The sequence below is a fragment of the Pseudomonas sp. LP_7_YM genome (assembly GCF_004364435.1).
GTDB lineage: Bacteria > Pseudomonadota > Gammaproteobacteria > Pseudomonadales > Pseudomonadaceae > Aquipseudomonas.
This window is the reverse complement of the sequence record NZ_SOCT01000010.1, coordinates 52,476-74,179: the sequence shown is the minus strand read 5'-3', so window position 1 is coordinate 74,179 and position 21,704 is coordinate 52,476. Positions and strand designations below refer to the sequence as shown.

Sequence of the window (21,704 nt, the reverse complement as noted above, 5' to 3'; positions counted from 1 at the left end):
ATTCAGCCGGATACATGGGTGCGGCGAATACACGTGTGCCAGAAACGCCGCGAGCCACGGCTCAGGCGGTCAAGATAGAGGTACACCACCGGGGTGGTGAACAGCGTCAGCAATTGGCTCAGCACCAGGCCACCTGCGATGGCGACCCCCAAAGGCTTGCGCAAGTCAGCATCGCCACCGCTGCCCAAGGCCAAAGGCAAGGCGCCGAAAAAGGCCGCCAGGGTGGTCATCATGATGGGCCGGAAACGCATGCGGCAGGCTTCGATGATCGCCTGCTCAGGGGGCATTTTGCGGTCGCGCTCGGCCATCAGGGCGAAGTCGATCATCATGATGGCGTTCTTCTTGACGATACCGATCAGCAACAGGATGCCGATCAAGGCGATGACCGTGAGCTGCATGTTGACCGCCTTGAGCAACAACAACGCTCCGACGCCCGCGGACGGCAAGGTCGACAGGATGGTCAGCGGGTGGATATAGCTCTCGTACAACACCCCCAGCACGATGTACACCGCCAGCAACGCCGCCGCGATCAGCCATGGCATGCTCGCCGCCAGCGCTGCATAGGCCTGGGCGGTGCCAGCGAAACCGAACTGGATGTCACGCGGCAATCCAACCTTGTCAACGGCGTTGTTGATGGCAGCGGTGGCCTGCTCAAGGGACACGCCGTCCTGAAGGTTGAAGGCAATGGTGCTGGTGGCCGACTGTCCCTGATGTGCCACGGCCAGCGGAGCGTTGTCCGGGCTGAAGGTGGCGAATGCGGTCAGCGGCACCTGTTGGTTGTCGCTGTTGATCACGTACATGCGCTCGAGCATCGTCGAGTCACTGGTGTAGACCGGGTCCAGTCCCATCACCACATGGTATTGGTTGAGCGTCTTGTAGAGGGTCGCGACCTGACGCTGGCTGTAAGCGTTGTTCAACAGGTTGTCGATGTCGCTGACGCTCACCCCCAGACGCGCAGCGGCGGCGCGGTCGATGTGCAGCTTGAGCTCCTGGCCGCCGGTCTGCGAGTCCGAGTCGATCCCGGTCAGTTGCGGCAACGCGCGCAACGCCGCCTCAACCTTGGGTTCCCACACGCGCAGCAGGTCCAGGTCATCGGCCTGCAGGCTGAACTGGTAGGTGGCATTGGCACTGCGCCCGCCTACACGAATGTCTTCGGCGGGCATGAGAAATACCTGGATGCCCGCCACCTTGTTGTTCGCTCGGGTCAGGCGGTTGGCCACTGCGGCGGCGCTGCTGGTCCTCTGCTTGTAGTCCTTGAGCCGAACAAAGAAATCACCGGTGTTGCGCGACCCCGCCCTGCCGCTGCCGGTGGACGACATTACCGCCTCGACATCGGGATCGGCGGCCAGGTCATGAGCGATTTGCAGCAAATGCGGCTTGAGTGCCTGGAACGAAATGTTCTGGTCGGCGCGAACAGCACCCATCAAGACGCCGGTGTCCTGCGCCGGGAAGAAACCTTTCTGCACGGTGGCGTAGAGGTAGACGTTGAGCCCCACAGTCAGCAGCAGGCTGAACAGGGTCAACAAGCGATGGCGCATCACCCAGGCAAGCGCCCTCAGATAGGCGCCCTGCATACGCGCGAGCCCTGCCTCGATCCAGCGATATAGACGCGGCTCGCGGGCGTCGTGAGCAGGCTGACGCAAAAGCAGCACGCACAGCACCGGCGTCAAGCTCAGGGACACGATCATCGACAGGCCCAGCGCAATGCTCAGGGTCACCGCAAACTCGCGGAACAGGCGACCGACAATGCTGCCCATCAGCAGGATGGGGATGAACACCGCAATCAGCGACAGGGTCATCGACAGTACGGTGAACCCCACCTCGCGGGTGCCCATCAGCGCAGCCCGCAACGGCCGCATGCCTTGTTCCTGATAACGCGCGATGTTCTCCAGCACGACGATGGCATCGTCGACCACGAAACCGGTGCAGATGATCAGCGCCATCAGGGACAGGTTGTCCAGGCTATATCCCAGCAGGTACATGATCGAGCACGTGCCAATCAGCGAGACAGGTAGCACCACCGCCGGAATCAAGGTTGCACGCAGATTGCGCAGGAATACGAAGACCACGGCGATCACCAGCAGCGTGGCAATCAGCAGCGTTTCTTCGGTGTCGTGCAAGGACGAGCGCACGGTTGGGCCACGGTCGATGACGCTGATCAGTTGCACATCACCCGGAATTTCCCGCTGCAACTCAGGCAACAGCGCCTTGATGCTGTCGATGGTCTGCAGCATGTTGGCACCGGCCTGGCGCGTGACGCCCAGAGTCACCGAGGGCTGGCCGTTGTAGTAGCCGCCAACGAAGGTGTCCTCCACCGAATCGTAGACGTTGGCTACATCACGCAAGTGTATGGCGGCGCCGTTCCGGTAGGTGATCACCAATGCCTGATAGTCGCTGGCCTTGTCGATCTGGTCGTTGCCGTCGATCACCCAACTTTGCCCCTCCCCTTGCAGAATCCCTTTGGGCTTGGCCTTGGTGGCGTTATTGATCGCCTCGCGGACTGTCTCCAGCGAGATGCCTGCGTGGTTCAGCAGGTTGGGCTGAACATCGATGCGCACGGCCGGTAACGCACCCCCACGCACCGACACTTCGCCCACGCCGTTCACCTGAGCGATTTTCTGTTGCAGCTTGCTGTAGGCCAGGTCGTAGAGTTCACCGGGGCTGCGGGTCGATGAAGTCAGCGCCAGCATCAACACCGGCGCCTCGGAAGGGTTGGCCTTGCGGTAAGTGGGCAGTGACGGCATGGAACTGGGCAGTAGGCTGCGCGAGGCGTTGATGGCCGCCTGCACGTCGCGGGCTGCGCCATTGATGTCGCGGTCCAGTTCAAATTGCAGGATCAGCGTGGTGGATCCCTGGCTGCTGGTGGACGTCATCTCGGTGATGCCGGCGATCTGACCCAGACTGCGCTCCAGTGGCGTGGCCACCGTGGCGGCCATGGTTTCAGGGCTGGCCCCGGGCAGCGAGGCGCTGACCATGATGGTAGGGAAATCCACCTGGGGCAGCGGCGCCACCGGCAGCAATGTGTAACCCAGAATCCCGGCCAGTGTGATGCTCAGGCTGAGCAACAGGGTCGCTACCGGACGCCGGATAAACAGCCGTGAAAGGTTCATGCAGACGCCCTTCCCCGACTAAAGCGAGCCTTGGCGCGCTCGGACAGGCGATCGAACATGAGATAGATCACCGGCGTGGTGAACAATGTCAGCACTTGGCTGAGCATGAGACCGCCGACGATCACCAAGCCCAGCGGTCGACGCAGTTCGGCTCCCGCACCCGTGGCCAGCATCAGTGGCAAGGCACCGAACAGCGCCGCCAGGGTGGTCATCAGGATAGGCCGCAGCCTCATCAACGCTGCCCGGTGGATGGCATCACGGGCGTTGAGGCGCTGCTGCTGACGCCCCTCAAGCGCGAAGTCGATCATCATGATGGCGTTTTTCTTGACGATGCCGATCAGCAGAATCACCCCGATCAACGCGATCAGACTGAATTCGGTGCCCGTCAATAACAACGCCAGCAACGCCCCGATAGCCGCCGATGGCAGCGTCGACAGGATCGTGACCGGGTGGATGAAACTCTCGTAAAGCATGCCGAGCACGATGTACATGGTCACCAGCGCTGCCAGAATCAGCCACAGCGTGTTCCCGGTTGCGGTCTGGAAGGCCTCGGCCGCGCCTTGATACCGCAGGGTGATGCTGCTCGGCGCATCCAGCTCGGTCATTACCTGGCTGATCGCCTGTTGCGCCTGCTCCAACGAATAGCCGTCTGCCAGGTTGAACGACACGGTCACCGCGGGGAACTGGTCCAGGCGGCTGAGTGACAGTGAGCCGGTGCGCTGGCCGATTTTGGCGAAGTCCGTCAGGCGCACCATCTGCGCGGCGGTGCTGCTCGTCGTCGTGGGGCCGGTGGTGCTCGACGCTGTGCTGCTGGAAGTGGTTGTGCTCGCGGTACCGGTGGTGGCCGCCAGATAGATGTTGTCGAACGACGCCAGCGACTGCTGGAACTTGCCCGGCACCTGCAGCACCACGCGGTACTGGTTGGACTGGGTGAAGATGGTGGAAATCAGACGCTGACCGAAGGCGTTGTATAACGCTGTGTCGACGTCCGAAGCGCTGATGCCGTAACGCATGGCCGCCGCGCGATCCAGCTCGACGTAGGCCACCAGGCCCTGGTCCTGCAGATTGTCGATGACGTCGCTCATTTCCGGGCGGTGCTGCAATTTCTCCATCAGCCTGGGGACCAGTGCGGACAGGTGGGCGCTTTCCGAATCGTCCAGGGTGAACTGGTACTGGCTGGGAGTGAGCTGATCATCGACAGTGAGGTCCTGGGACGACACCAGATTCAGCTGCATACCGGAAACGGCGCTCGCGGATTTTTCCAGGCGGGCAATGACCTCAGTCGCGGTGTCGTCGCGGTCTTCGAAGCCCTTGAGTTCGATCTGCAAGCGGCCGTTGTTCAGCGAGTTATTGTTGCCATCGACGCCAATGGTGGATGACACCGACTCCACGGCAGGGTCCTGGCGCACGACCTCGACCATGGCTTGCTGACGACGCGCCATTTCGCTGAACGAGACATCCTGGGAGGCGCGGGTGTAGCCCTGAATCAAGCCCGTGTCCTGAGTGGGAAAGAACCCCTTGGGCACGATCAGATAGAGCAAGCCGGTCAGCACCACTGTGCCGATCGCTACCAGCAGGGTCAGACGCTGGTGGTCCAGCACCCAGATCAGGCCGCGGTCATAAGCGTTTAGCACTTTCTGATACTGACGATCACCCCAGGCCGCGAAACGCCCCTTGCCGTCCTCCGGCACGTGACGCAGCAGATGGGCACAGAGCATCGGCGTGAGGGTCAGGGACACAATCATCGAGACCAGTATCGCCACCGCCAGGGTGATCGCGAACTCGCGGAACAGCCGACCCACCACGTCGCCCATGAACAGCAACGGGATCAGCACGGCAATCAACGAGAAAGTCAGCGAAATAATGGTGAAGCCGATTTCCTGCGAGCCTTTCAAAGCCGCCGCCATCGGCTCTTCGCCCTCCTCCAGATGCCGGGAGATGTTTTCGACGACCACGATGGCATCGTCGATGACGAAACCGGTGGCGACGGTCAGCGCCATCAGCGTCAGGTTGTTCACGCTGAATCCCGCCAGGTACATGACGCCGAAAGTGCCGATCAGCGACAGCGGTACCGCAAGGCTTGGAATCAACGTTGCGGTGAAGTTGCCGAGAAAGGCGAAGGTCACCAGCACCACCAGGGCGATGGACAGCAGCAGCTCGATCTGCACGTCTTTGATGGAGGCGCGGATGGTCTGCGTGCGGTCGCTGATCACGCTCAGCTTGACCGAGTCAGGCAATGCCGTTTGCAGCACCGCCAGCTTCGCCTTGATGCTGTCCACCACTTCGATGACGTTCGCGCCGGGCTGACGCTGCACGGCAATGACGATTGCCGGTTGGCCATTGGCCGTGGCTTGCAGGTATTGGTCTTGGGGCGCTTCGGCGGTGGTCGCGACATCCTTGAGGCGCAGGGCTGCGCCGTTTTCGTAGGCCAGCACCAGTTCGCCGTATTCCACCGCGTCACGCAGCTGGTCGTTGGCGTCGATGGTGATGGAATGCGAGGGGCCGTCGAAACCGCCTTTGGAGCCGTTCACGTTGGCGGCATTGACCTTGTCATAGACGTCTTCCAGGGTCAGGCCGTGAGCTGCGAGGCTGGTGGGATTGACTTCGATCTTCACCGCTGGCTGCTGACCGCCCGCCAGGCTGACCATGCCCACGCCGGAAATCTGCGAGAGCTTGAGCGCCACGCGGGTGTTCACCAGGTCCTGCACCCGGGTCAGCGGCAGACTGTCGGACGTGGCCGCCAGCGTCAGCACGGCGGTGTCGGCCGGGTTGACCTTTTTATAAGTGGGCGGGTTGGGCAGGTCATTAGGCAGCAGGCTGTTGGCGGCGTTGATGGCCGCCTGCACTTCCTGCTCGGCGACATCCAGAGACAGGTCCAGAGAGAATTTCAGGGTGATCACCGATGCGCCGGCCGAACTGGTCGAGTACATCTGCGACAAGCCCGACATCTGCCCCAACTGGCGCTCCAGCGGCGCAGTCACCGCGGAGGCCAGCACGCTGGAGCTGGCACCCGGGTACAGCGTGCTGACCTGGATGGTCGGGTAATCGACTTCCGGCAGCGCCGACGTGGACAGCAGGCGATAAGCAAAAATACCGGCCAGCATGACCGCCAGCATCAGCAGCATGGTGGCGACCGGGCGCTGGATGAACAGTCTCGATGGGTTCATGGGGCGACATTGCCTGTGGCGGGCGTGGCGGATTGAGCCGCAGCCTGTTCCGCAGGTTTTTCAACCTCTACCTTGCTGCCTTCACGCAGATGGTCAATGCCGCGGGTAACGACCTGTTCGCCCTTGTCCACGCCTTGGGTAATCACCCTCTGGCCGCCCATCGCCGGGCCGACCTTGACGCTACGGCGAGTGACCTTGCCGTCTTTAACCACATACAGAAATTCGCCATCACTGCTCAGTTGCACGGCAGCCGATGGCACCACGACGGCGTTATGCAGGATGTCGGTGGTCAGCTTCACGTTGACGAACTGGTTAGGGTAGAGCTTCTCGTCCGGGTTCTCGAACAGCGCTTTCAACTTGATGCTGCCGGTGGCGGTGTCGATTTCGTTGCTGATGAATTTGAGCGTGCCATTGGCCAAGGGCGTGGTGCCCAACGGGTCAAGGGCCTGCACGCTCAATGACTCACCCTTGCGCACCTTGGGCAGCAGCGTCGCCAACTGGGCCTGGGGCAAGCTGAAAGTGACTGCGATCGGGTTGGTCTGAGTCACGGTAACGATGCCGGTCGTGCTGCTGGACGACACGATGTTGCCCGGGTCAACAAGGCGCAGGCCGACGTAGCCGTCGATGGGCGAGACGATTTTGGCGTAGACCAGATTGAGTTTGGCTGCATTGATCTGGCCCTCATCGGCCTTTACCGCACCTGCATATTGGCCGACGGTGGCGGTCTGCGTGTCCAGGTCCTGCTTGGCGATGGAGTCCTTGGCGAACAAGCGTTTGTAACGTTCGACGGTCAGCTGCGCGCTTTTGAGCAGCGCCTGATTCTGGGCCATTTCACCCTGATACTGGTCCAGCGTGGCCTGATAGGCGCGCGGGTCGATCTGCGCCAGTAACTGACCCTTTTTCACGTACTGACCTTCGGTGAAGTAAACAGCCATGAGTTCGCCGTCGACGCGGCTGGTGACTGTCACGGAATAGTTCGGGATGACCGTGCCCAGCGCCTGTTGGATCACCGGCACGTCAGCGGCGCTTGCGGTGCCTGCGGCAACGCTGACCGCTGCATTGGGATCTGACATGCCCGGCCCGGCGCGACGCCCGCCGGGGCCAGCGGCAGCAGTACTGCCGGCATCGGCTGCCGACGGGGTTGACGGTGTGTGCTTGAGGTAGACAAAAACAGCGCCAATGGCTGCGGCTATCAAAAGCGCAAATACAAGGCGCTTGCGTGAGCGGGCTGCTGAAATCTGGGTCATTGGGCACTTCTGCATGGACAAGAGGCAAGGGTGGGATGGGCAACAATCTTATGCACAACATTCACCGGTCAGCATAGGACCCGTTTGCCGCTGGCACCGGCTATATCAAGCAGTCGAAAGGCCCCGTCGACCGGTGATGTTTCAAACTGTTGCGTCATTTAGCCCTGCGCAAAAGATGCGAACAAGTGAGGGGCCCGACCTTTGCAGATTATTTACACTCCCTGACCCGCGCACAGCGCTCATGCCGCCGACAAAGCCACGGCAATATCCGCGCACCGCTTGCGACAGCCTTCTCAGGCCAGAGGCAAAACGCGATAGAACTGTTCGCGCCCCGGTTTGGTCGAACGGCATGCCCCCGCCGGATGATCCAGCGGCTGTTTTTCCACTGCGAGGCCGCCGGTTCTCATGTTCGAACATCTCGACATCAATTATCTGCTCGTCAACTACGGCTATTGGGCTGTGTTCATTGGTTGCCTGCTGGAAGGCGAAACCATTCTGATCCTCGGTGGACTGGCGGCTCACCAGACGTCTCTGCGACTGATCGATGTCATCGCCGTTGCCACGCTGGGCGGGATGGTGGGCGACCAGATCCTGTTCTGGGTCGGGCGCTATTACGGTCCTCGAATACTGCCGCGCCTGCACCGGCAGCAAGCAGCGATTGACCGGGTTTCCGGCTTGATTGAGCGCTACCCCACGGCATCGATCTTTTCCGTGCGGTTTCTCTACGGCATGCGGCTGGTCGGGCCGCTGGTGATTGGCGCGAGCCGCCTGTCTCCGGTTCGGTTTTCTCTGGTCAACCTGCTGGGCGCCGCTGTGTGGGCGACTCTGTTTGTCATGGGCGGTTACTGGGCCGGCGACGCCCTTGAGAACCTGCTGGGCAACCTCAAGCCTTACCGTCTGCCGATCCTCATCGGCGTGGTCGTGATTGCCACAGCGGTTGCGTTTTATCGGCATCACCGGTCGAAGGCCCGGGCCGCGCGGTCACAGCAAAAATGACGTACGGTAGCCTCACCGATCTGCTGAAAAGCCAATCGCGCCGCTACCGAATCTGCAGCCGTTGCTTCCCTTCCTCTGCCCTCGCCTCTATAACGGCTACCTGAAACGTTGGATTCACAGGGGTCGACACGATGAACACACGTATTAGCGCCAGTCTGTTGCTGGGGTTGTTTGGCGTCGCGCAGGTGCAGGCAGCCGAGGTTTCGCACCTGGATACCGTGCAGCAGAAGGGTGAGCTGGCGGTGTGTACCACCGGTGACTACAAGCCCTACACCTTTCTCAAATCTGACGGACAGTACGAGGGTATCGACATCGAACTGGCTCAGTCGCTGGCGCAGAGTTTAGGGGTGAAGGTGCAGTGGGTGCCGACGACCTGGAAAACCCTGATGACGGACTTCAGTGCAGGCAAATGCGACATCGCAGTGGGCGGTATTTCGGTGACGTTGGAGCGGCAAAAGCACGCGTTTTTCAGCAACACCCTGGATGTCGACGGCAAGGTGCCGCTGGTGCGTTGCGAGGATGAGTCGAAGTACCAAAGCATCGCGCAGATCAATCGGCCTGATGTGCGGCTGATCGAACCACAGGGCGGGACCAACGAGGCGTTTGCAAGGACTTACCTGCCCGACGCGAAGCTGGAGTTTCACGACAACAAAACCATCTTTCAGCAACTGCTGGACAAGAAGGCGGACGTGATGATCACCGACGCATCGGAAGCGTTGTACCAGCAGAAGCGCCTGTCGGGCCTGTGTACGGTGAATCCGTCGCGGTACATGCAATATGGCGAGAAGGCGTACCTGTTGCCGCGTGATGATGTCAGCTGGAAATCGTATGTGGATCAGTGGCTGCACCTGTCGAAGGCCACGGGCGCCTATCACAAGGTGGTGGCGCAGTGGTTGGCCCTGCCCTCGGAGTGACAACTTCCATCCCTGTGACAGTCGGCTTGCCAACGGCGACGTGATCGCAATCTTCGGCGAGCGATATTCTTAAAGGGCTTGTGCAGTCCTGTGGCGATTCAGCATCATGCCTGCCTGTCATCCGGCGAAGGACTCGGCCGCATTCATGAAGACCAGCAAGAACATCACCCGCGCGTTTTGTGTCGAGTTGCAGCAGGAGCTTTCGATCGTTGCCGCGCGACGTGAATATTTCTCTCAGGAGCCCCCTCGCGCACGCTTCAACTTCTTGTGCTCGACGCAAGCCTGCCGGGCGCAAGGCGTGAAAATCACCGGCGTGCGTTATGACGTCAAGCCCCAGGAGCATCCGACTTTCGTCTGCGCGCACTTCAGGGCCAACGCCAATTACGAGCACCATGTGGATTGTGAGTGGGTCGATGAGGCTGAGCCCGTCGAAGACATGCCTGAACGTCAGGAGACCGAGACGCAAAGTGCAGTGCGCAAGGCCAAGCGCAAACTGGATGACTACATCGACGTGTTCGATCCGGCGCTCAAGGAGCGGGTGAAAGCACAGCCCGCTGCCGCCAGACCTGACGAAGGGGAAGATGCGAAACCTGCAGAGGTAAGCGCTGTTTCCGACACTCCAAAAATCAAACAGTCCGCCGAAACTCGCACCACCAACCTTGAGCGTCTGGTGGACAGTTTCCGTCAGGCTCAGGCGCAACTCACCAAGGAAGAGTTCGCCTTGCTGAGCCTGCGCGTTCCGGGTCAGGGCGAGGTGTCGCTGCGCTCGTATTTCCGACACATCAAATTTGCCCAGTTGGGCAACGAGCGTCGGGTGCTTTATGGCGGCGGTCTGGTGGAGCGCTATGGCACCGGCTTCAAATTCAAATTCTTTGATCGGCTGCAGGGCAAGCGGGTGACGCTGTACGTGTCGCCCGCACAGATGCAAGCCTATCGCTCCAGCCGTTACATCAGCGAGCTGTTGAGCCACGCCGATGAGATTCGATTCTTTACCGTGTTTGCCTTAGGCACGCTGAAAGCCAGCCCATTGGGCAAAAGCTTCACTGTGGAAATCGAGGATTTGCGCCATTTGGCAATCGTGTTGGGACCCGCAAAAAACCCGGACAGCGCCGAGGCGCAATAGCCCGAAACTCACGCAAATCCCATTAGCGCTGGCCTGTCACCACGGTTCAGGCCGCCTTGCGTGACCTGAGGTAGTTCAGAAAAGCGCTCAGATCCGACCCTGAGAGCATTCTGGCAACCGACTTGACCTCTTCCATCGGCCAATCCCACCACGCAGCCTGAAGCAGCCGCTCGCGAACCTCTTCGTCGAAGCGCCAGCGGATGAATTTGCAGGGATTGCCACCCACTACCGCAAAAGGCGGCACATCCCGGGCCACCACCGCACCGGCGGCGACGATAGCACCGTGGCCGATGGTGACGCCCGACAGAATGGTCGCTCCGGCACAGATCCAGCAATCGCTGCCAATCACCACATCGCCTTTGCTGGGGGCGTAGTCCTTGATGTCTTCCAGGCCCTTCATCATCGCCGGGAATGGGTAAGTGGTCAGCCAGTCGGTGCGATGCTCGCCACCGAGCAGGATCTTCACTCCAGCGGCAATCGAGGTGTACGAGCCGACCCGCAGGAGGGTGTCATCACCGAATTCGAACACCTCCGGGATGCCGTAGGTGCCTGTGCCCACAACGTAGTGCGGGTAACGCAGGCGGATTCTTTCCGGCTCGCGTTCGAGTTTATCCAGGCTGCGCAGATGCTTTCTGGTTTTGCGGGTCTTGAGCAATTCGAAGAATTTCATGCGAGGGTCCGGGGCGAAAGCAGGCGCACTGGTTTTCGGGTTAACTGCTTTGGCGGTGCAGCAACAGGCGCTTGAAGCGGCGAAAGGTGGTCTTGTTGAATTGTCGAAGCGGAATCGAGCGCAACAGGGTCCACGCGTACTTCTTGTCGTTGACCACTGCGTACTTCAACGCCTTGTTGATGATCGCAGTGAAACCACGGTTGTAGGCCGGATGCGCCCGATAAGGGGCAATGGTGCGCATATCTGCGTCCAGAAGCACCTTGTAGCGACGCGACAGGTTGTTCGGATGGCGGCGATAGCGCGTGACGTTCATCGGCAAAACATGGACTTCATAGCCCCTGTTGGCGATCTTGAGGGTCATCTGAAAATCCTGAACCCTGATCTGTGGGTCATAGAAATCCACCGCCTTCATGGCATCCATCCGGTAAAGCGAAACCGGTGCACCGACGACGATGGCGTCTCCGAGGATCTCATCGAAACTGAGCTTTCTGATACCCGCTAGCTTCTGGGTCTTGGTGTCGTTGCCGTCCGAATCCATGTAGATGATCAGCGCACCTACGCAGCCTACTTCAGGGTGCTGGTTCAGGTAGTCCGCACGCAACCGCACCGACGAGGGCAGCATGATGTCGTCCAGATCGGGCGTGCACACGTATTCGCCGCGAGCGTACCGAAGCCCGTGATTCAAAGCGGCACTGACACCTTGATTGGGCTGAGCATAGAGCTGGAAATCGTACGTGCTTTGGAGCGCCTGAAGCATCGCGACGCTGTTATCGCTCGAACCATCATCGACGATAATGACTTCGAAGTTTTGGTAGTCCTGGGCAAAGATGCTGGCAATGGCAGCGTCCAGATACCTTTCTGCGTTGTAGCAGGGCGCGATGATCGATACGAGAGGCATCGAGTCATTCCGGGGCAGGCGTTCTGGAGTGATTTGGTCAGTCATAATTCTGATTGTTGTGTCTCTACGACTGGATCGAAGGCATTTCGCTACGATCCCTGTACAAAACAGACACATGATGCGGCAAAGCGATGGCTTTTGTCATGGAGGATTAAGCGTTACGAACGGAAAAAGCGGATTTGCCCTACAGCGCATTGCGACCATCTGCGTAGCACTACGGGCGGCGAGGCAATAAAAAACCCCGCTGCTCTGTTGAACAGCGGGGTTTTTTATGTTCGGTTCAGGTGATCAAGGAGCTGCGTATGTCACCAGCAATTCCTTAGTTACCTGAAAATCCAGCGACATTGCCACGCTCAAGGCTGTGATCGTGAAGATGGAGAACACGAACAGCTTGCGTGCCCAAACGGTGTCATCTTTGGCTTTGTAACCTGTCCAGGCCATGTACAACCAGTACATGCCCATGGCAGCGGCGACGGCCAGATAGTTGAGCCCGGCGTAACCGCCAAACGTCAGCATCAGAGTCGCCAGCAGGAAGGCCAGGATGTAGATCAGGATATGGCGTTTTGCAACCCGGATGCCGCGTTTGACCGGAAGAACCGGAATCGAGGCAGCCAGATAGTCATTGAAGCGGAAGATTGCGATGGCATAAGAGTGAGGCATCTGCCACAGACTGAACATGACCAGCAAGGTCAGCGCAGCCAGGTCAAAGCTGTTACTCACTGCGACATAGCCGATGACGGGAGGCATCGCTCCGGACAGACTGCCAACCAATGTTCCGTGAACGGATTTGCGTTTCAGGTACAGGCTGTAGAAGCCGACGTAGATCACAAAACCGATCACTGCGAACAGTGCCGCCAGCGCATTGGCCTTGAAGTACAGCAGGCCCACACCGACTACACCCAGCACCACGGCGTAGGTCAGGGCCAGTTTCAACGAAACCAGTCCCTGAACCAGCACTCGGTTCCTGGTGCGCTCCATCTTCAGATCGATGTCGCGGTCGATGCAGTTGTTAAAGACACAACCGGACGCTACGACCAGCGACGTACCAATCATCGCTACGAGGAACAGGCCGAAATCGACATGCCCCTTGGACGCCAGAAAAAAGCCACCGGCCACCGAAAGCACGTTACCGAAAATGATCCCCGGTTTGGTGATTTGGATAAAGTGCTTCAGTGACATCAGGTTTTCCTCACTTCGCCATCATGGCGGTGTGAATGCTGAACATGATCCAGACAGTCAGGCCCACCAGCAGGAAGATAACCAGCGTTGCGAACGCGAAAGCAACCATGTTGTTGCGCTGTCCACTCGAACGATCCAGGTGCAGGAAATACACCAGATGAACCAGAACCTGCACAACTGCGAAGATCAGTACGACCCACAAGGTGGCGATTTTCGAGATTGTCGGGAACATCACCAGACCGAAAGGAACCGCGGTCAGGATGATCGACAGTACGAAACCGACCATGTACGACTTGTAGCTGCCGTGGCTGGAGTCGTCATGAGATTGATGTGAATTCGCCATTTAGATGGTCCCCATCAGATAGACAACGGTGAACACGCAGATCCAGACCACGTCCAGGAAGTGCCAGAACAGGCTGAGCATGCTCAGGCGCGTCTGGTTGGACGGCGTCAGCCCATTCTTGCTGACCTGATACATCATGACCGCCATCCAGATCAGACCACTGGTAACGTGCAGACCGTGGGTGCCCACCAGCGTGAAGAACGCCGAGAGGAAACCGCTGCGGTTAGGACCGTAGCCTTCGGAGATCAGGGTATGGAACTCATTGATCTCCATCCCGATGAAGCCCAGACCGAACAGGAAGGTCACGAACAACCAGCCCAGGACGCCCGACTTGTTGCCTCTGTGCATCGCCAGCATGGCGAAGCCGTAGGTGATCGAACTGAGCAACAGGCAGGCGGTTTCGCCAAGCACGTAAGGCAGTTCGAAAATATCGTGGCCCGAAGGACCACCGGCAACGTTGTTAACCAGTACTGCGTAGGCGGCGAAGATCGACGCGAACAGAATGCAGTCGGTCATCAGGTACAGCCAGAAGCCGAAGATTTTCATCTCACCGGCGTCGTGATGGCCGTGGTCATGCGCGTGGTCGTGACCCTTCGCACTATCAAATACTAAGTTCGACATTGTTTACGCCTGCTCCAGCTTGTTGACAGGAGTGTTTGCCTGGGCATTGCGGACCGATTCCAGGACCCTGTGGTGCTCGCCTTCGATACGTGCCACTTCAGAAGCAGGAACCATGAAGCCCTGATCGTCACGTGCAGCATGAATGACGAAATAGATGATCGTGCCAGCAAGGCTTGCGATCGACAGCCACCAGATGTGCCAGATCATCGCGAAACCGAAAATGGTCAGCAGTGCACCCATTATCAGCCCGGTTGCGGTGTTGTTCGGCATGTGGATGTCAGAGTACCTGGCCGGAACCTTGTACGCTTCGCCATCACGCTTGGCCGCGTAGAACGCATCGATTTCTTCAGCCTTCGGCATTTCTGCGAAGTTGTAGAACGGAGGTGGCGACGAGGTCGACCATTCCAGAGTGTGGCCATTCCATGGGTCGCCGGTCACGTCGCGATTCTGCTCACGGTCACGGATACTCACGTACAGCTGGATCAACTGGCAGGCAACACCTACCGCGATCAGCATGGCGCCCCAGAAGGCAACGTGCAGGTAAGGTGTCCAGTCCGGGTTATCGGTGGTATTCAGACGACGAGTCATGCCCATGAAGCCCAGTGCGTACAGCGGCATGAATGCCACGTAGAAGCCCGAGATCCAGAACCAGAACGCTGCCTTGCCCCACTTCTCGTTCAGCTTGAAGCCGAACGCTTTCGGGAACCAGAACGCGAAGCCCGCGATGTAACCGAATACGGCACCACCGATGATCACGTTGTGGAAGTGCGCGATTACGAACAGGCTGTTATGCAGTACGAAGTCAGCGCCCGGCACCGCCAGCAGCACGCCCGTCATACCACCGATGGAGAAGGTCACCATGAAGCCCAGGGTCCACATGACCGGCGCGGTGAAGCGCAGGCGGCCCTGGTAGATGGTGAACAGCCAGTTGAACAGCTTCACCCCCGTCGGGATGGAAATCAGCATCGTCGCCAGTCCGAAGAAGGCATTGACGCTTGCACCCGAGCCCATGGTGAAGAAGTGGTGCAGCCAGACCATGAAGCCCAGTACGGAGATCGCACCCGAGGCGTAGATCATCGAATGGTGGCCGAACAGGCGCTTGCCGGTGAACGTCGAGATAACTTCGGAGAACACACCGAATGCCGGCAGCACGAGGATGTAAACCTCAGGGTGACCCCATGCCCAGAACAGGTTCACGTACATCATTGGGTTACCACCCAGTTCGTTCGTGAAGATGTGGAAGTCCAGGTAACGATCAAGGGTCAGCAACGCCAGGGTGGCGGTCAGGATCGGGAACGAAGCCACGATCAGGACGTTTGCCCAGGTGCAGGTCCAGGTGAAGATCGGCATGTCCATCATTTTCATGCCGGGTGCACGCATTTTCAGGACGGTAACCAGGAAGTTCACGCCCGTCAGTGTCGTACCCAGACCCGATAGCTGAAGTGCCCAGATGTAGTAATCCACACCTACGCCCGGGCTATACCCCAGTTCAGACAGCGGCGGATAGGCAACCCAACCGGTACGTGCGAATTCGCCGACACCCAGAGAAATGTTCACCAGAACCACGCCAGAGATCAGCAGGTACAGGGACAGGGAGTTCAGGAACGGGAAGGCAACGTCGCGAGCGCCGATCTGCAAAGGCAGAACGATGTTCATCAGACCGGTGAAGAACGGCATCGCCATGAAGATGATCATGATCACACCGTGGGCGGTGAAGATCTGGTCATAGTGTTCAGGCGGCAGATAGCCAGGCGAACCCTCGGTGGCCAGGGCCAGCTGGGAACGCATCATCACGGCGTCAGCAAAGCCACGAATCAGCATGACCATGGCGATGGCGATGTACATCACACCGATTTTCTTGTGGTCAACCGAAGTCAGCCACTCGGTCCAAAGGTAGGTCCATTTCTTGAAATATGTAATCAGACCGAATACCGCCACGCCGCCTATAGCGATCATGGCAAGCGTGATCATGACTATCGGTTCGTGAAACGGTATCGCGTCCAGACTTAATTTACCAAACATCGTTTACTCCTCTGCCTGCGCAGCTGAATGCTTACCCATGTCCATCACTTCCGTACCGGCCACTTCTTTCTTCTCGTGAACAATCTTGCCCGGCTTCATACCTTCATACTTATCGATGATAGTCTGGAACAGGTTTGGGGCGACTGCAGAGTAGAGTTCAACGGGGTTGCGTTCGCTAGGTTTGGCCAATGCAGCGTATTCAGCCGTTCCCAGCTGTTTAGGTGAACTCTTGACCTCGGCAACCCAGGCATCGAAATCTGCCTGTGAGGTGGCGGTTGCCTTGAATTTCATGCCGGTGAAACCCGCGCCACTGTAGTTGGCGGAGATACCGTCGAATTCGCCATTTTCATTGGCGATCAAGTGCAACTTGGTCTGCATGCCGGCCATGGCGTAAATCTGGCCGCCCAATGCCGGAATGAAGAACGAGTTCATGACCGCATCGGAAGTGATGCGGAAATTGACCGGCGTGTTGGCCGGGAACACGATCTTGTTGACGGTAGCAATGCCTTGTTCCGGGTAGATGAACAACCACTTCCAGTCCAGCGCCACGACTTCGATAGTCACCGGCTTGACGTCAGACTCGAGCGGACGGTAAGGGTCCAGGGCGTGAGTCGACTTGTAGGTGAAGTAGCCGAGAATGGCGATGATGATCATCGGGATCACCCAGACAACCAGTTCGATTCTGGTCGAATGTGCCCAGTCAGGGGTGTAGGTGGCGTTCTTGTTCGACGCGCGATACTTCCAGGCGAAGATGATGGTCATGCAAATGACCGGCACCACCACCAGCAGCATGAGCAACGTAGCGGTGACAATCAGGTCACGCTCTTGCACGCCAATATGGCCCTTGGGATTCAGCAAGGTGTAATCGCACCCGCTGAGCAGGAGCATGCTGAAAAGGGCCAAGAAGCCAAAAAACCTGGGGTACCTTTTTTTACTCATCTCACGACCTCTAAAAGCAGCTTTCGCATCGCAGTTGGGTTTCGACCGCCAACACTTCACCCTGCCAGGTGCTGGCAAATTTTTGGGATTGAACAGGGGCCTGTCAAGAAGCTTGCGGCCTCGTAACAAATCCGGGTTGAGCTGTGGTTTCTTATTCGAATGGTGGCAACCGCAAAGCGGTACAAATCCCTTGGCGCATACATTCGGATTCGACTCAAAGAGGCCATCCAGACGGCGTCTACAAAGGCGTAAAAACGCTTTCCGACCTCGATTTACGACGTCCATCAAGTGATGGGGGCGTTAAGTGGGGGCGATTGTAGATACGTAAAGTTTTATTGACTATGAGTTTCTGCGCAACAGTTAATTTCCGATTCGGTAATAATGAACCCCTATGCCGCACCTGAAAATCCAGCAAAGGCCCCATATTCCCTAAGGAATTGGGGCTTCGTTTTGTGCAACACTTTGTAATTAACGCGCTTTCATGCGGTTTCGAACGACACCTACGGGTACCAGAATTACCGTAAGAACAAAAGCCATCAATGCCCACTGCGCCAACGAAAGTCCGAAGACTGGCGGATATGGCGTCTCGCAGAAACCACCCACTTGAAAGCCAAGCGGAAACAGCGATGCCAACGGCAGCCCGTCAACGATGGGCTGCAGCACGTCGATACCGCAGCTTTCGGTGGGATGAGTCTGAATCCAGACATGGCGCCCTGCCGCGACCATTCCCCCAACCGCGCTGAGGGTGACCAGCAGTTCGCAAACGCTAAGGCTCATACGGCTCGGCATCGCAGCGCCGATGAACGCGAAAATGGCAATAAACAACAAGGCATAGCGCTGCAGGATGCACAGCGGGCAAGGCGCCTCGCCCAATACCACCTGCATGTACAGCGCCCCGCCGATGAGGGCCAGACAGATGATACCCAGCAGTACCAGAAACTGCTTTTCACGTTGCAGGAAAAAAATCTTGTCAGTCATTCACATGCCCTTTGAATGTGGTGTCCATCCAGATCGAGAAGATCTGTCTTCGCGCGCGCCCCGAAGTGGGCGGGAAAGCCGGCAATTCTACCATCGTCGCATCCGCACGCCGGCGCCGATGGTGAACACACGGCCATTAGCCAAACATTAACCAAACCCGCGCAACAACCCACGGACGAAAATTCAGATTCTTCTATATAGGTGGAGTGCGACGCTTTGCCGCAGAGACCTAATGCCGCACGCCCTCTTTATATAGAAAGCGTGCGTCTATTTGTCGCAGCGAACTGCGCTCTCCTGACGTTTATTCAGATCACTCCAGCGCGGTTGCAGGCCCGAAGAATTCATAGTGGACCTGCTCGTCTGGCACACCCGCCGCCCTCAGCTGACGCTTGACGGCGGCCATGAAACCTTGCGGCCCGAGCAAGTAGGCATCCAGGTCACGACTTTCTGGCAGCCACTGTTCGAGGCGCGACTGATCCAGCAACCCTGTAGCGTCGGCAGGCGGACTGGCGTGGTCCTCTTCATCGTAAATGTAAAAGCGTTTGAGCTGAGAATGCTTGCTGACCAGTTCTTCGATCCAGTCCCGGAACGCATGGACAGAACCATTGCGTGCACAGTGGATGAAATGAATGGGCCGTGGACCCTCCAGCGCCGCTTGCAGCATGGCCAGGGTCGGCGTGATGCCGACTCCGCCACTGATCAGGACCAACGGCTTGTCACTTTGCCTGAGCGTGAATTCGCCCGACGGCGTGAACAGGTTGATGCTATCGCCTATATTCAATTCATCGTGCAGGTGGCTGGAGACGCGACCACCGTTTTCGCGCTTGACGCTGATCCGGTACTGGTTATCCCGCACCAACCCGGAGAGCGAGTAATTGCGACGAAGCTCTTCCCCCCCCAGAAACAGTTGCAGCCCGATGTACTGGCCCGCGATGAACTCAACAATTGGCTGCCCGTCAGCCGGGGCGAGATAGAACGAAGTGATCTCGGCACTCTCCGGCACTTTGGCCACCAGCTTGAATTCGCGAGCTCCACGCCAGCCGCCCGGTGCCCGGGCTTTTTCCTCATAGATGTCCTTTTCGGCTCCGATCAGGATATTGGCCAGTTGCCAGTAGGCATTCCCCCAAGCGGCAATGACCGCATCGGTCGCGACCTGGGCGCCGAGCACGTCACGGATGGCCTCTAACAAGCACTCGCCAACCAAGGGGTAATGCTCTGGCAATATCTGCAAAGCAACATGCTTGTTGATGATCCTGGTGACCAGCTCGCCCAACTCCTGGAGTTGGTCTATATGGCGGGCATAGATCAATACGGCATTAGCCAACGCACGGGGTTGGGCGCCACTGGCCTGATGCGCCTGATTGAACAGCGGACGCACCTGCGGGTATCTGCCAAGCAATTTCTTGTAGAAATGAGTGGCCAGCGCCTCACCGCCGCTTTCCAGTAATGGCACAGTAGCTTTGACGATGGCACGATCTGAAGCATTCAACATGGGAGTCCCCTGAGACTGGAAGATGAGTACCCCTCTGTATCAGAATGCGTGCCAGCTTTAATATTCAATAAAATCAGTTAGATAACTGACAAATGTCATTATGACCAAGCCTGCGCGTAGTCATTACGACTCCTTACTGGTCATTTTGACTACGGGCGGCGCTGACAGCAGATACCGGTATCTGCCAAAAAGGTTAAAGGCTGCCTTTCAGGGGTCGATACACCGTTACCGACAGCTGTAGCGCCAAGCGCATACAGACACTGCATGACAGAAGGTTCATATGTCCAAAAACGTTCGAGCAGATTCGCTCTCGCTTCTGCTGTTCACGTTACGCAGCGGAAAGCTGATGGCGATCAACCTGCTCAAGGTCAGTGAAATCATCCCCTGCCCTACTCTCACCCGCATGCCGGAATCGCATCCGCACGTCAAAGGGATCGCAACATTGCGCGGCAATTCGCTATCGGTGATCGACCTGAGCCGGGCCATCGGCGAACGTCCGCTGATCGACCCGGACGGCGGCTGCCTGATCGTCACGGATGTCAGCCGCTCGAAACAGGGGCTGCACGTGCAGGCTGTAAGCAAGATCGTGCATTGCCTGACCACCGATATCCGTCCGCCGCCATTTGGCTCTGGCAACAAGTCGTTCATTACCGGTGTCACCCAGGTGGATGGCACCCTTGTTCAGGTGCTGGATATCGAAAAGGTTATCCACGGCATCGCCCCGGCGAGGATAGAAGCACACTCCAACGAACTCAGCCCTGCGGAAGCCGAGGTTCTGAGCAAGGCACGCATTCTGGTAGTCGATGACAGTCAGGTTGCGCTGCAGCAATCGGTCATCACCCTCCGCAATCTGGGCATCGAGTGCCATACGGCGCGCAGTGCTCGCGAGGCGATTGATCAATTGCTGGATCTGCAAGGCACCGAGCAGCAGATCAACGTGGTGGTATCGGATATCGAGATGTCGGAGATGGACGGCTACGCACTCACCCGCACCTTGCGCGAGACGCCCGATTTCCATGAACTGTACGTCTTGTTGCACACTTCGCTGGACAGCGCGATGAACGCCGAAAAGGCCAAGGCGGCCGGTGCCAACGCTGTACTGACCAAATTTTCCTCACCCGAGCTGACACGATGCTTGATCGAAGCCGCCCGTACGGTCGAAGCCCAAGGGATCTGAGACCCACCCCGGACGCTGCATCCACCAGTCATTACTGGCTGATGCGACGCGACCTCAGCTCGCCTCACCGCACTGAGGACGGGCCCTCCTCGCTAAGCCTGGCGGCCCTCAGCGTCGAAAACGCTGGGGAGGCTCACCGGTTGCTGGCGCTGGGCACCGAACTGGGCGGTGGGCGGGTGCCTGACTTCGAGCCATGGCTGCGCGGCTTCGAGGACGATCCTGAATTTGATCGGCACCTGTGTTTTCTTGTAGGGGATGCAGCGGGACTGGTAGCGGTAGCCCACTGCTGGACCAGCGCGTTCATCCGCAATCTGGTGGTTCATCCCCGGGCGCAAGGCCGTGGGATAGGCCTTGCGCTGCTGGGTCAGGTATTCGAGACCTTTGCCGAGCGCCGTGAAAGGCATGTCGATCTCAAGGTCAGGGAAAGCAACCTGACGGCCCGCCGCCTGTATGAGCGTGCCGGGATGCACTACGTTCAGCGCTGCGAACTGGAACCGCGATGAGGCATGGGCACTTGCTTCTGGCAGGCGCTGGCTGAGAGGAGTCCGTCAGCGCTTGCCCATCGAACGACGAGTGCCGGAAGGAGCGGCGCCGGGGCGTTTATCGTGGTTCGACTTCCCGGGCCCTTTGTAATACGAGGCATCCTTTTTCGCCTGCATCAGCTCTCCCGGCTTGAACGGGAAACCGAAGGTCGGGATCACCGGTTTCTGTTCACCGGCTTCCGCATGGGCCTCGGGTTCGGCGACATTGTCGGGAGCTGGCGTATGTTCGGGGGTGGTCATGAAAGCTCCGTATCGCAAAACGGTCGATGGGTGACAGGCTCGGCCT

The 21,704-nt window shown here is 58.5% G+C and carries 18 protein-coding genes; 5 read left to right on the top strand and 13 right to left on the bottom strand.

Annotated features, from left to right (window positions below; all coding sequences use genetic code 11):
• Positions 1–2: 2 nt before the first annotated feature.
• From EC915_RS19820 to EC915_RS19810, 3 genes are read right to left on the bottom strand one after another with little or no spacing between them, the layout of a single operon-like run.
• Complete coding sequence (locus EC915_RS19820; protein ID WP_133752211.1) at positions 3–3,110, bottom strand: efflux RND transporter permease subunit; 3,108 nt, start codon at positions 3,108–3,110, stop codon at positions 3–5.
• Positions 3,107–6,277: an efflux RND transporter permease subunit gene (locus EC915_RS19815; RefSeq protein ID WP_133752210.1), complete on the bottom strand. Its 3,171-nt coding sequence runs from the start codon at positions 6,275–6,277 to the stop codon at positions 3,107–3,109. The genes EC915_RS19820 and EC915_RS19815 overlap by 4 nt, the downstream gene beginning before the upstream one ends.
• Entirely contained in the window at positions 6,274–7,524 is a 1,251-nt protein-coding gene (locus EC915_RS19810) for an MdtA/MuxA family multidrug efflux RND transporter periplasmic adaptor subunit (protein ID WP_133752209.1), read from the bottom strand. The genes EC915_RS19815 and EC915_RS19810 overlap by 4 nt, the downstream gene beginning before the upstream one ends.
• Before the next feature lie 405 nt (positions 7,525–7,929).
• Between EC915_RS19810 and EC915_RS19805 the strand changes: the two genes are divergently transcribed.
• The 3 genes from EC915_RS19805 to EC915_RS19795 all read left to right on the top strand — a co-directional run bounded on the left by EC915_RS19805 (position 7,930) and on the right by EC915_RS19795 (position 10,557).
• Entirely contained in the window at positions 7,930–8,520 is a 591-nt protein-coding gene (locus tag EC915_RS19805; protein ID WP_133752208.1) for a DedA family protein, read from the top strand.
• Between the two features lie 131 nt (positions 8,521–8,651).
• Complete coding sequence (locus EC915_RS19800; protein WP_133752207.1) at positions 8,652–9,434, top strand: transporter substrate-binding domain-containing protein; 783 nt, start codon at positions 8,652–8,654, stop codon at positions 9,432–9,434.
• A gap of 145 nt (positions 9,435–9,579) precedes the next feature.
• Positions 9,580–10,557 (top strand): ATPase, encoded by a 978-nt coding sequence (locus EC915_RS19795; protein WP_133752206.1) that lies wholly within the window; start codon positions 9,580–9,582, stop codon positions 10,555–10,557.
• Positions 10,558–10,603: 46 nt separating this feature from the next.
• On the opposite strand, the gene EC915_RS19790 is transcribed toward EC915_RS19795, so the two are convergent.
• From EC915_RS19790 to hmpA, 9 genes are all read right to left on the bottom strand, one after another.
• Positions 10,604–11,227, bottom strand: coding sequence for a CatB-related O-acetyltransferase (locus EC915_RS19790; protein WP_133752205.1), 624 nt, complete (start codon positions 11,225–11,227; stop codon positions 10,604–10,606).
• Positions 11,228–11,267: 40 nt separating this feature from the next.
• Positions 11,268–12,125, bottom strand: a complete 858-nt coding sequence (locus tag EC915_RS19785) for a glycosyltransferase family 2 protein (RefSeq protein ID WP_305955401.1) — start codon at positions 12,123–12,125, stop codon at positions 11,268–11,270.
• Between the two features lie 288 nt (positions 12,126–12,413).
• The gene (gene cyoE / locus EC915_RS19780; protein WP_133752203.1) at positions 12,414–13,304 is read right to left on the bottom strand and encodes a heme o synthase; all 891 of its coding nucleotides are present in this window, start codon (positions 13,302–13,304) and stop codon (positions 12,414–12,416) included.
• 10 nt (positions 13,305–13,314) lie between these two features.
• Positions 13,315–13,647 (bottom strand): cytochrome o ubiquinol oxidase subunit IV, encoded by a 333-nt coding sequence (gene cyoD / locus EC915_RS19775; protein ID WP_133752202.1) that lies wholly within the window; start codon positions 13,645–13,647, stop codon positions 13,315–13,317.
• Complete coding sequence (locus EC915_RS19770; RefSeq protein WP_133752201.1) at positions 13,648–14,268, bottom strand: cytochrome o ubiquinol oxidase subunit III; 621 nt, start codon at positions 14,266–14,268, stop codon at positions 13,648–13,650.
• A 3-nt stretch (positions 14,269–14,271) separates the two neighbouring features.
• The gene (gene cyoB / locus EC915_RS19765; protein WP_133752200.1) at positions 14,272–16,290 is read right to left on the bottom strand and encodes a cytochrome o ubiquinol oxidase subunit I; all 2,019 of its coding nucleotides are present in this window, start codon (positions 16,288–16,290) and stop codon (positions 14,272–14,274) included.
• Positions 16,291–16,293: 3 nt separating this feature from the next.
• Positions 16,294–17,229, bottom strand: coding sequence for a ubiquinol oxidase subunit II (cyoA, locus tag EC915_RS19760; RefSeq protein ID WP_133752199.1), 936 nt, complete (start codon positions 17,227–17,229; stop codon positions 16,294–16,296).
• 468 nt (positions 17,230–17,697) lie between these two features.
• Positions 17,698–18,207 (bottom strand): disulfide bond formation protein B, encoded by a 510-nt coding sequence (locus EC915_RS19750; RefSeq protein WP_133752197.1) that lies wholly within the window; start codon positions 18,205–18,207, stop codon positions 17,698–17,700.
• Between the two features lie 310 nt (positions 18,208–18,517).
• Complete coding sequence (gene hmpA, locus EC915_RS19745) at positions 18,518–19,699, bottom strand: NO-inducible flavohemoprotein (protein ID WP_133752196.1); 1,182 nt, start codon at positions 19,697–19,699, stop codon at positions 18,518–18,520.
• A 280-nt stretch (positions 19,700–19,979) separates the two neighbouring features.
• On the opposite strand from hmpA, the gene EC915_RS19740 reads away from it, so the two are divergent.
• Entirely contained in the window at positions 19,980–20,876 is an 897-nt protein-coding gene (locus EC915_RS19740) for a chemotaxis protein CheV (RefSeq protein WP_133752195.1), read from the top strand.
• A 41-nt stretch (positions 20,877–20,917) separates the two neighbouring features.
• Positions 20,918–21,379, top strand: coding sequence for a GNAT family N-acetyltransferase (locus tag EC915_RS19735; protein ID WP_133752272.1), 462 nt, complete (start codon positions 20,918–20,920; stop codon positions 21,377–21,379).
• Between the two features lie 45 nt (positions 21,380–21,424).
• On the opposite strand, the gene EC915_RS19730 is transcribed toward EC915_RS19735, so the two are convergent.
• Entirely contained in the window at positions 21,425–21,658 is a 234-nt protein-coding gene (locus tag EC915_RS19730; protein WP_133752194.1) for a hypothetical protein, read from the bottom strand.
• Positions 21,659–21,704: the final 46 nt, after the last annotated feature.

Bases quoted from the DNA above. Each gene is read 5' to 3' on its own strand.
- EC915_RS19820 (WP_133752211.1), bottom strand. From the start codon at position 3,110: ATGAACCTTTCACGGCTGTTTATCCGGCGTCCGGTAGCGACCCTGTTG.
- EC915_RS19805 (WP_133752208.1), top strand. From the start codon at position 7,930: ATGTTCGAACATCTCGACATCAATTATCTGCTCGTCAACTACGGCTAT.
- EC915_RS19800 (WP_133752207.1), top strand. From the start codon at position 8,652: ATGAACACACGTATTAGCGCCAGTCTGTTGCTGGGGTTGTTTGGCGTC.
- cyoD (WP_133752202.1), bottom strand. From the start codon at position 13,647: ATGGCGAATTCACATCAATCTCATGACGACTCCAGCCACGGCAGCTAC.
- hmpA (WP_133752196.1), bottom strand. From the start codon at position 19,699: ATGTTGAATGCTTCAGATCGTGCCATCGTCAAAGCTACTGTGCCATTA.
- cyoB (WP_133752200.1), bottom strand. From the start codon at position 16,290: ATGTTTGGTAAATTAAGTCTGGACGCGATACCGTTTCACGAACCGATA.
- EC915_RS19785 (WP_305955401.1), bottom strand. From the start codon at position 12,125: ATGCCTCTCGTATCGATCATCGCGCCCTGCTACAACGCAGAAAGGTAT.
- EC915_RS19790 (WP_133752205.1), bottom strand. From the start codon at position 11,227: ATGAAATTCTTCGAATTGCTCAAGACCCGCAAAACCAGAAAGCATCTG.
- EC915_RS19770 (WP_133752201.1), bottom strand. From the start codon at position 14,268: ATGTCGAACTTAGTATTTGATAGTGCGAAGGGTCACGACCACGCGCAT.
- EC915_RS19795 (WP_133752206.1), top strand. From the start codon at position 9,580: ATGAAGACCAGCAAGAACATCACCCGCGCGTTTTGTGTCGAGTTGCAG.
- EC915_RS19815 (WP_133752210.1), bottom strand. From the start codon at position 6,277: ATGAACCCATCGAGACTGTTCATCCAGCGCCCGGTCGCCACCATGCTG.
- EC915_RS19810 (WP_133752209.1), bottom strand. From the start codon at position 7,524: ATGACCCAGATTTCAGCAGCCCGCTCACGCAAGCGCCTTGTATTTGCG.
- cyoE (WP_133752203.1), bottom strand. From the start codon at position 13,304: ATGTCACTGAAGCACTTTATCCAAATCACCAAACCGGGGATCATTTTC.
- EC915_RS19740 (WP_133752195.1), top strand. From the start codon at position 19,980: ATGTCCAAAAACGTTCGAGCAGATTCGCTCTCGCTTCTGCTGTTCACG.
- EC915_RS19730 (WP_133752194.1), bottom strand. From the start codon at position 21,658: ATGACCACCCCCGAACATACGCCAGCTCCCGACAATGTCGCCGAACCC.
- EC915_RS19735 (WP_133752272.1), top strand. From the start codon at position 20,918: ATGCGACGCGACCTCAGCTCGCCTCACCGCACTGAGGACGGGCCCTCC.
- cyoA (WP_133752199.1), bottom strand. From the start codon at position 17,229: ATGAGTAAAAAAAGGTACCCCAGGTTTTTTGGCTTCTTGGCCCTTTTC.
- EC915_RS19750 (WP_133752197.1), bottom strand. From the start codon at position 18,207: ATGACTGACAAGATTTTTTTCCTGCAACGTGAAAAGCAGTTTCTGGTA.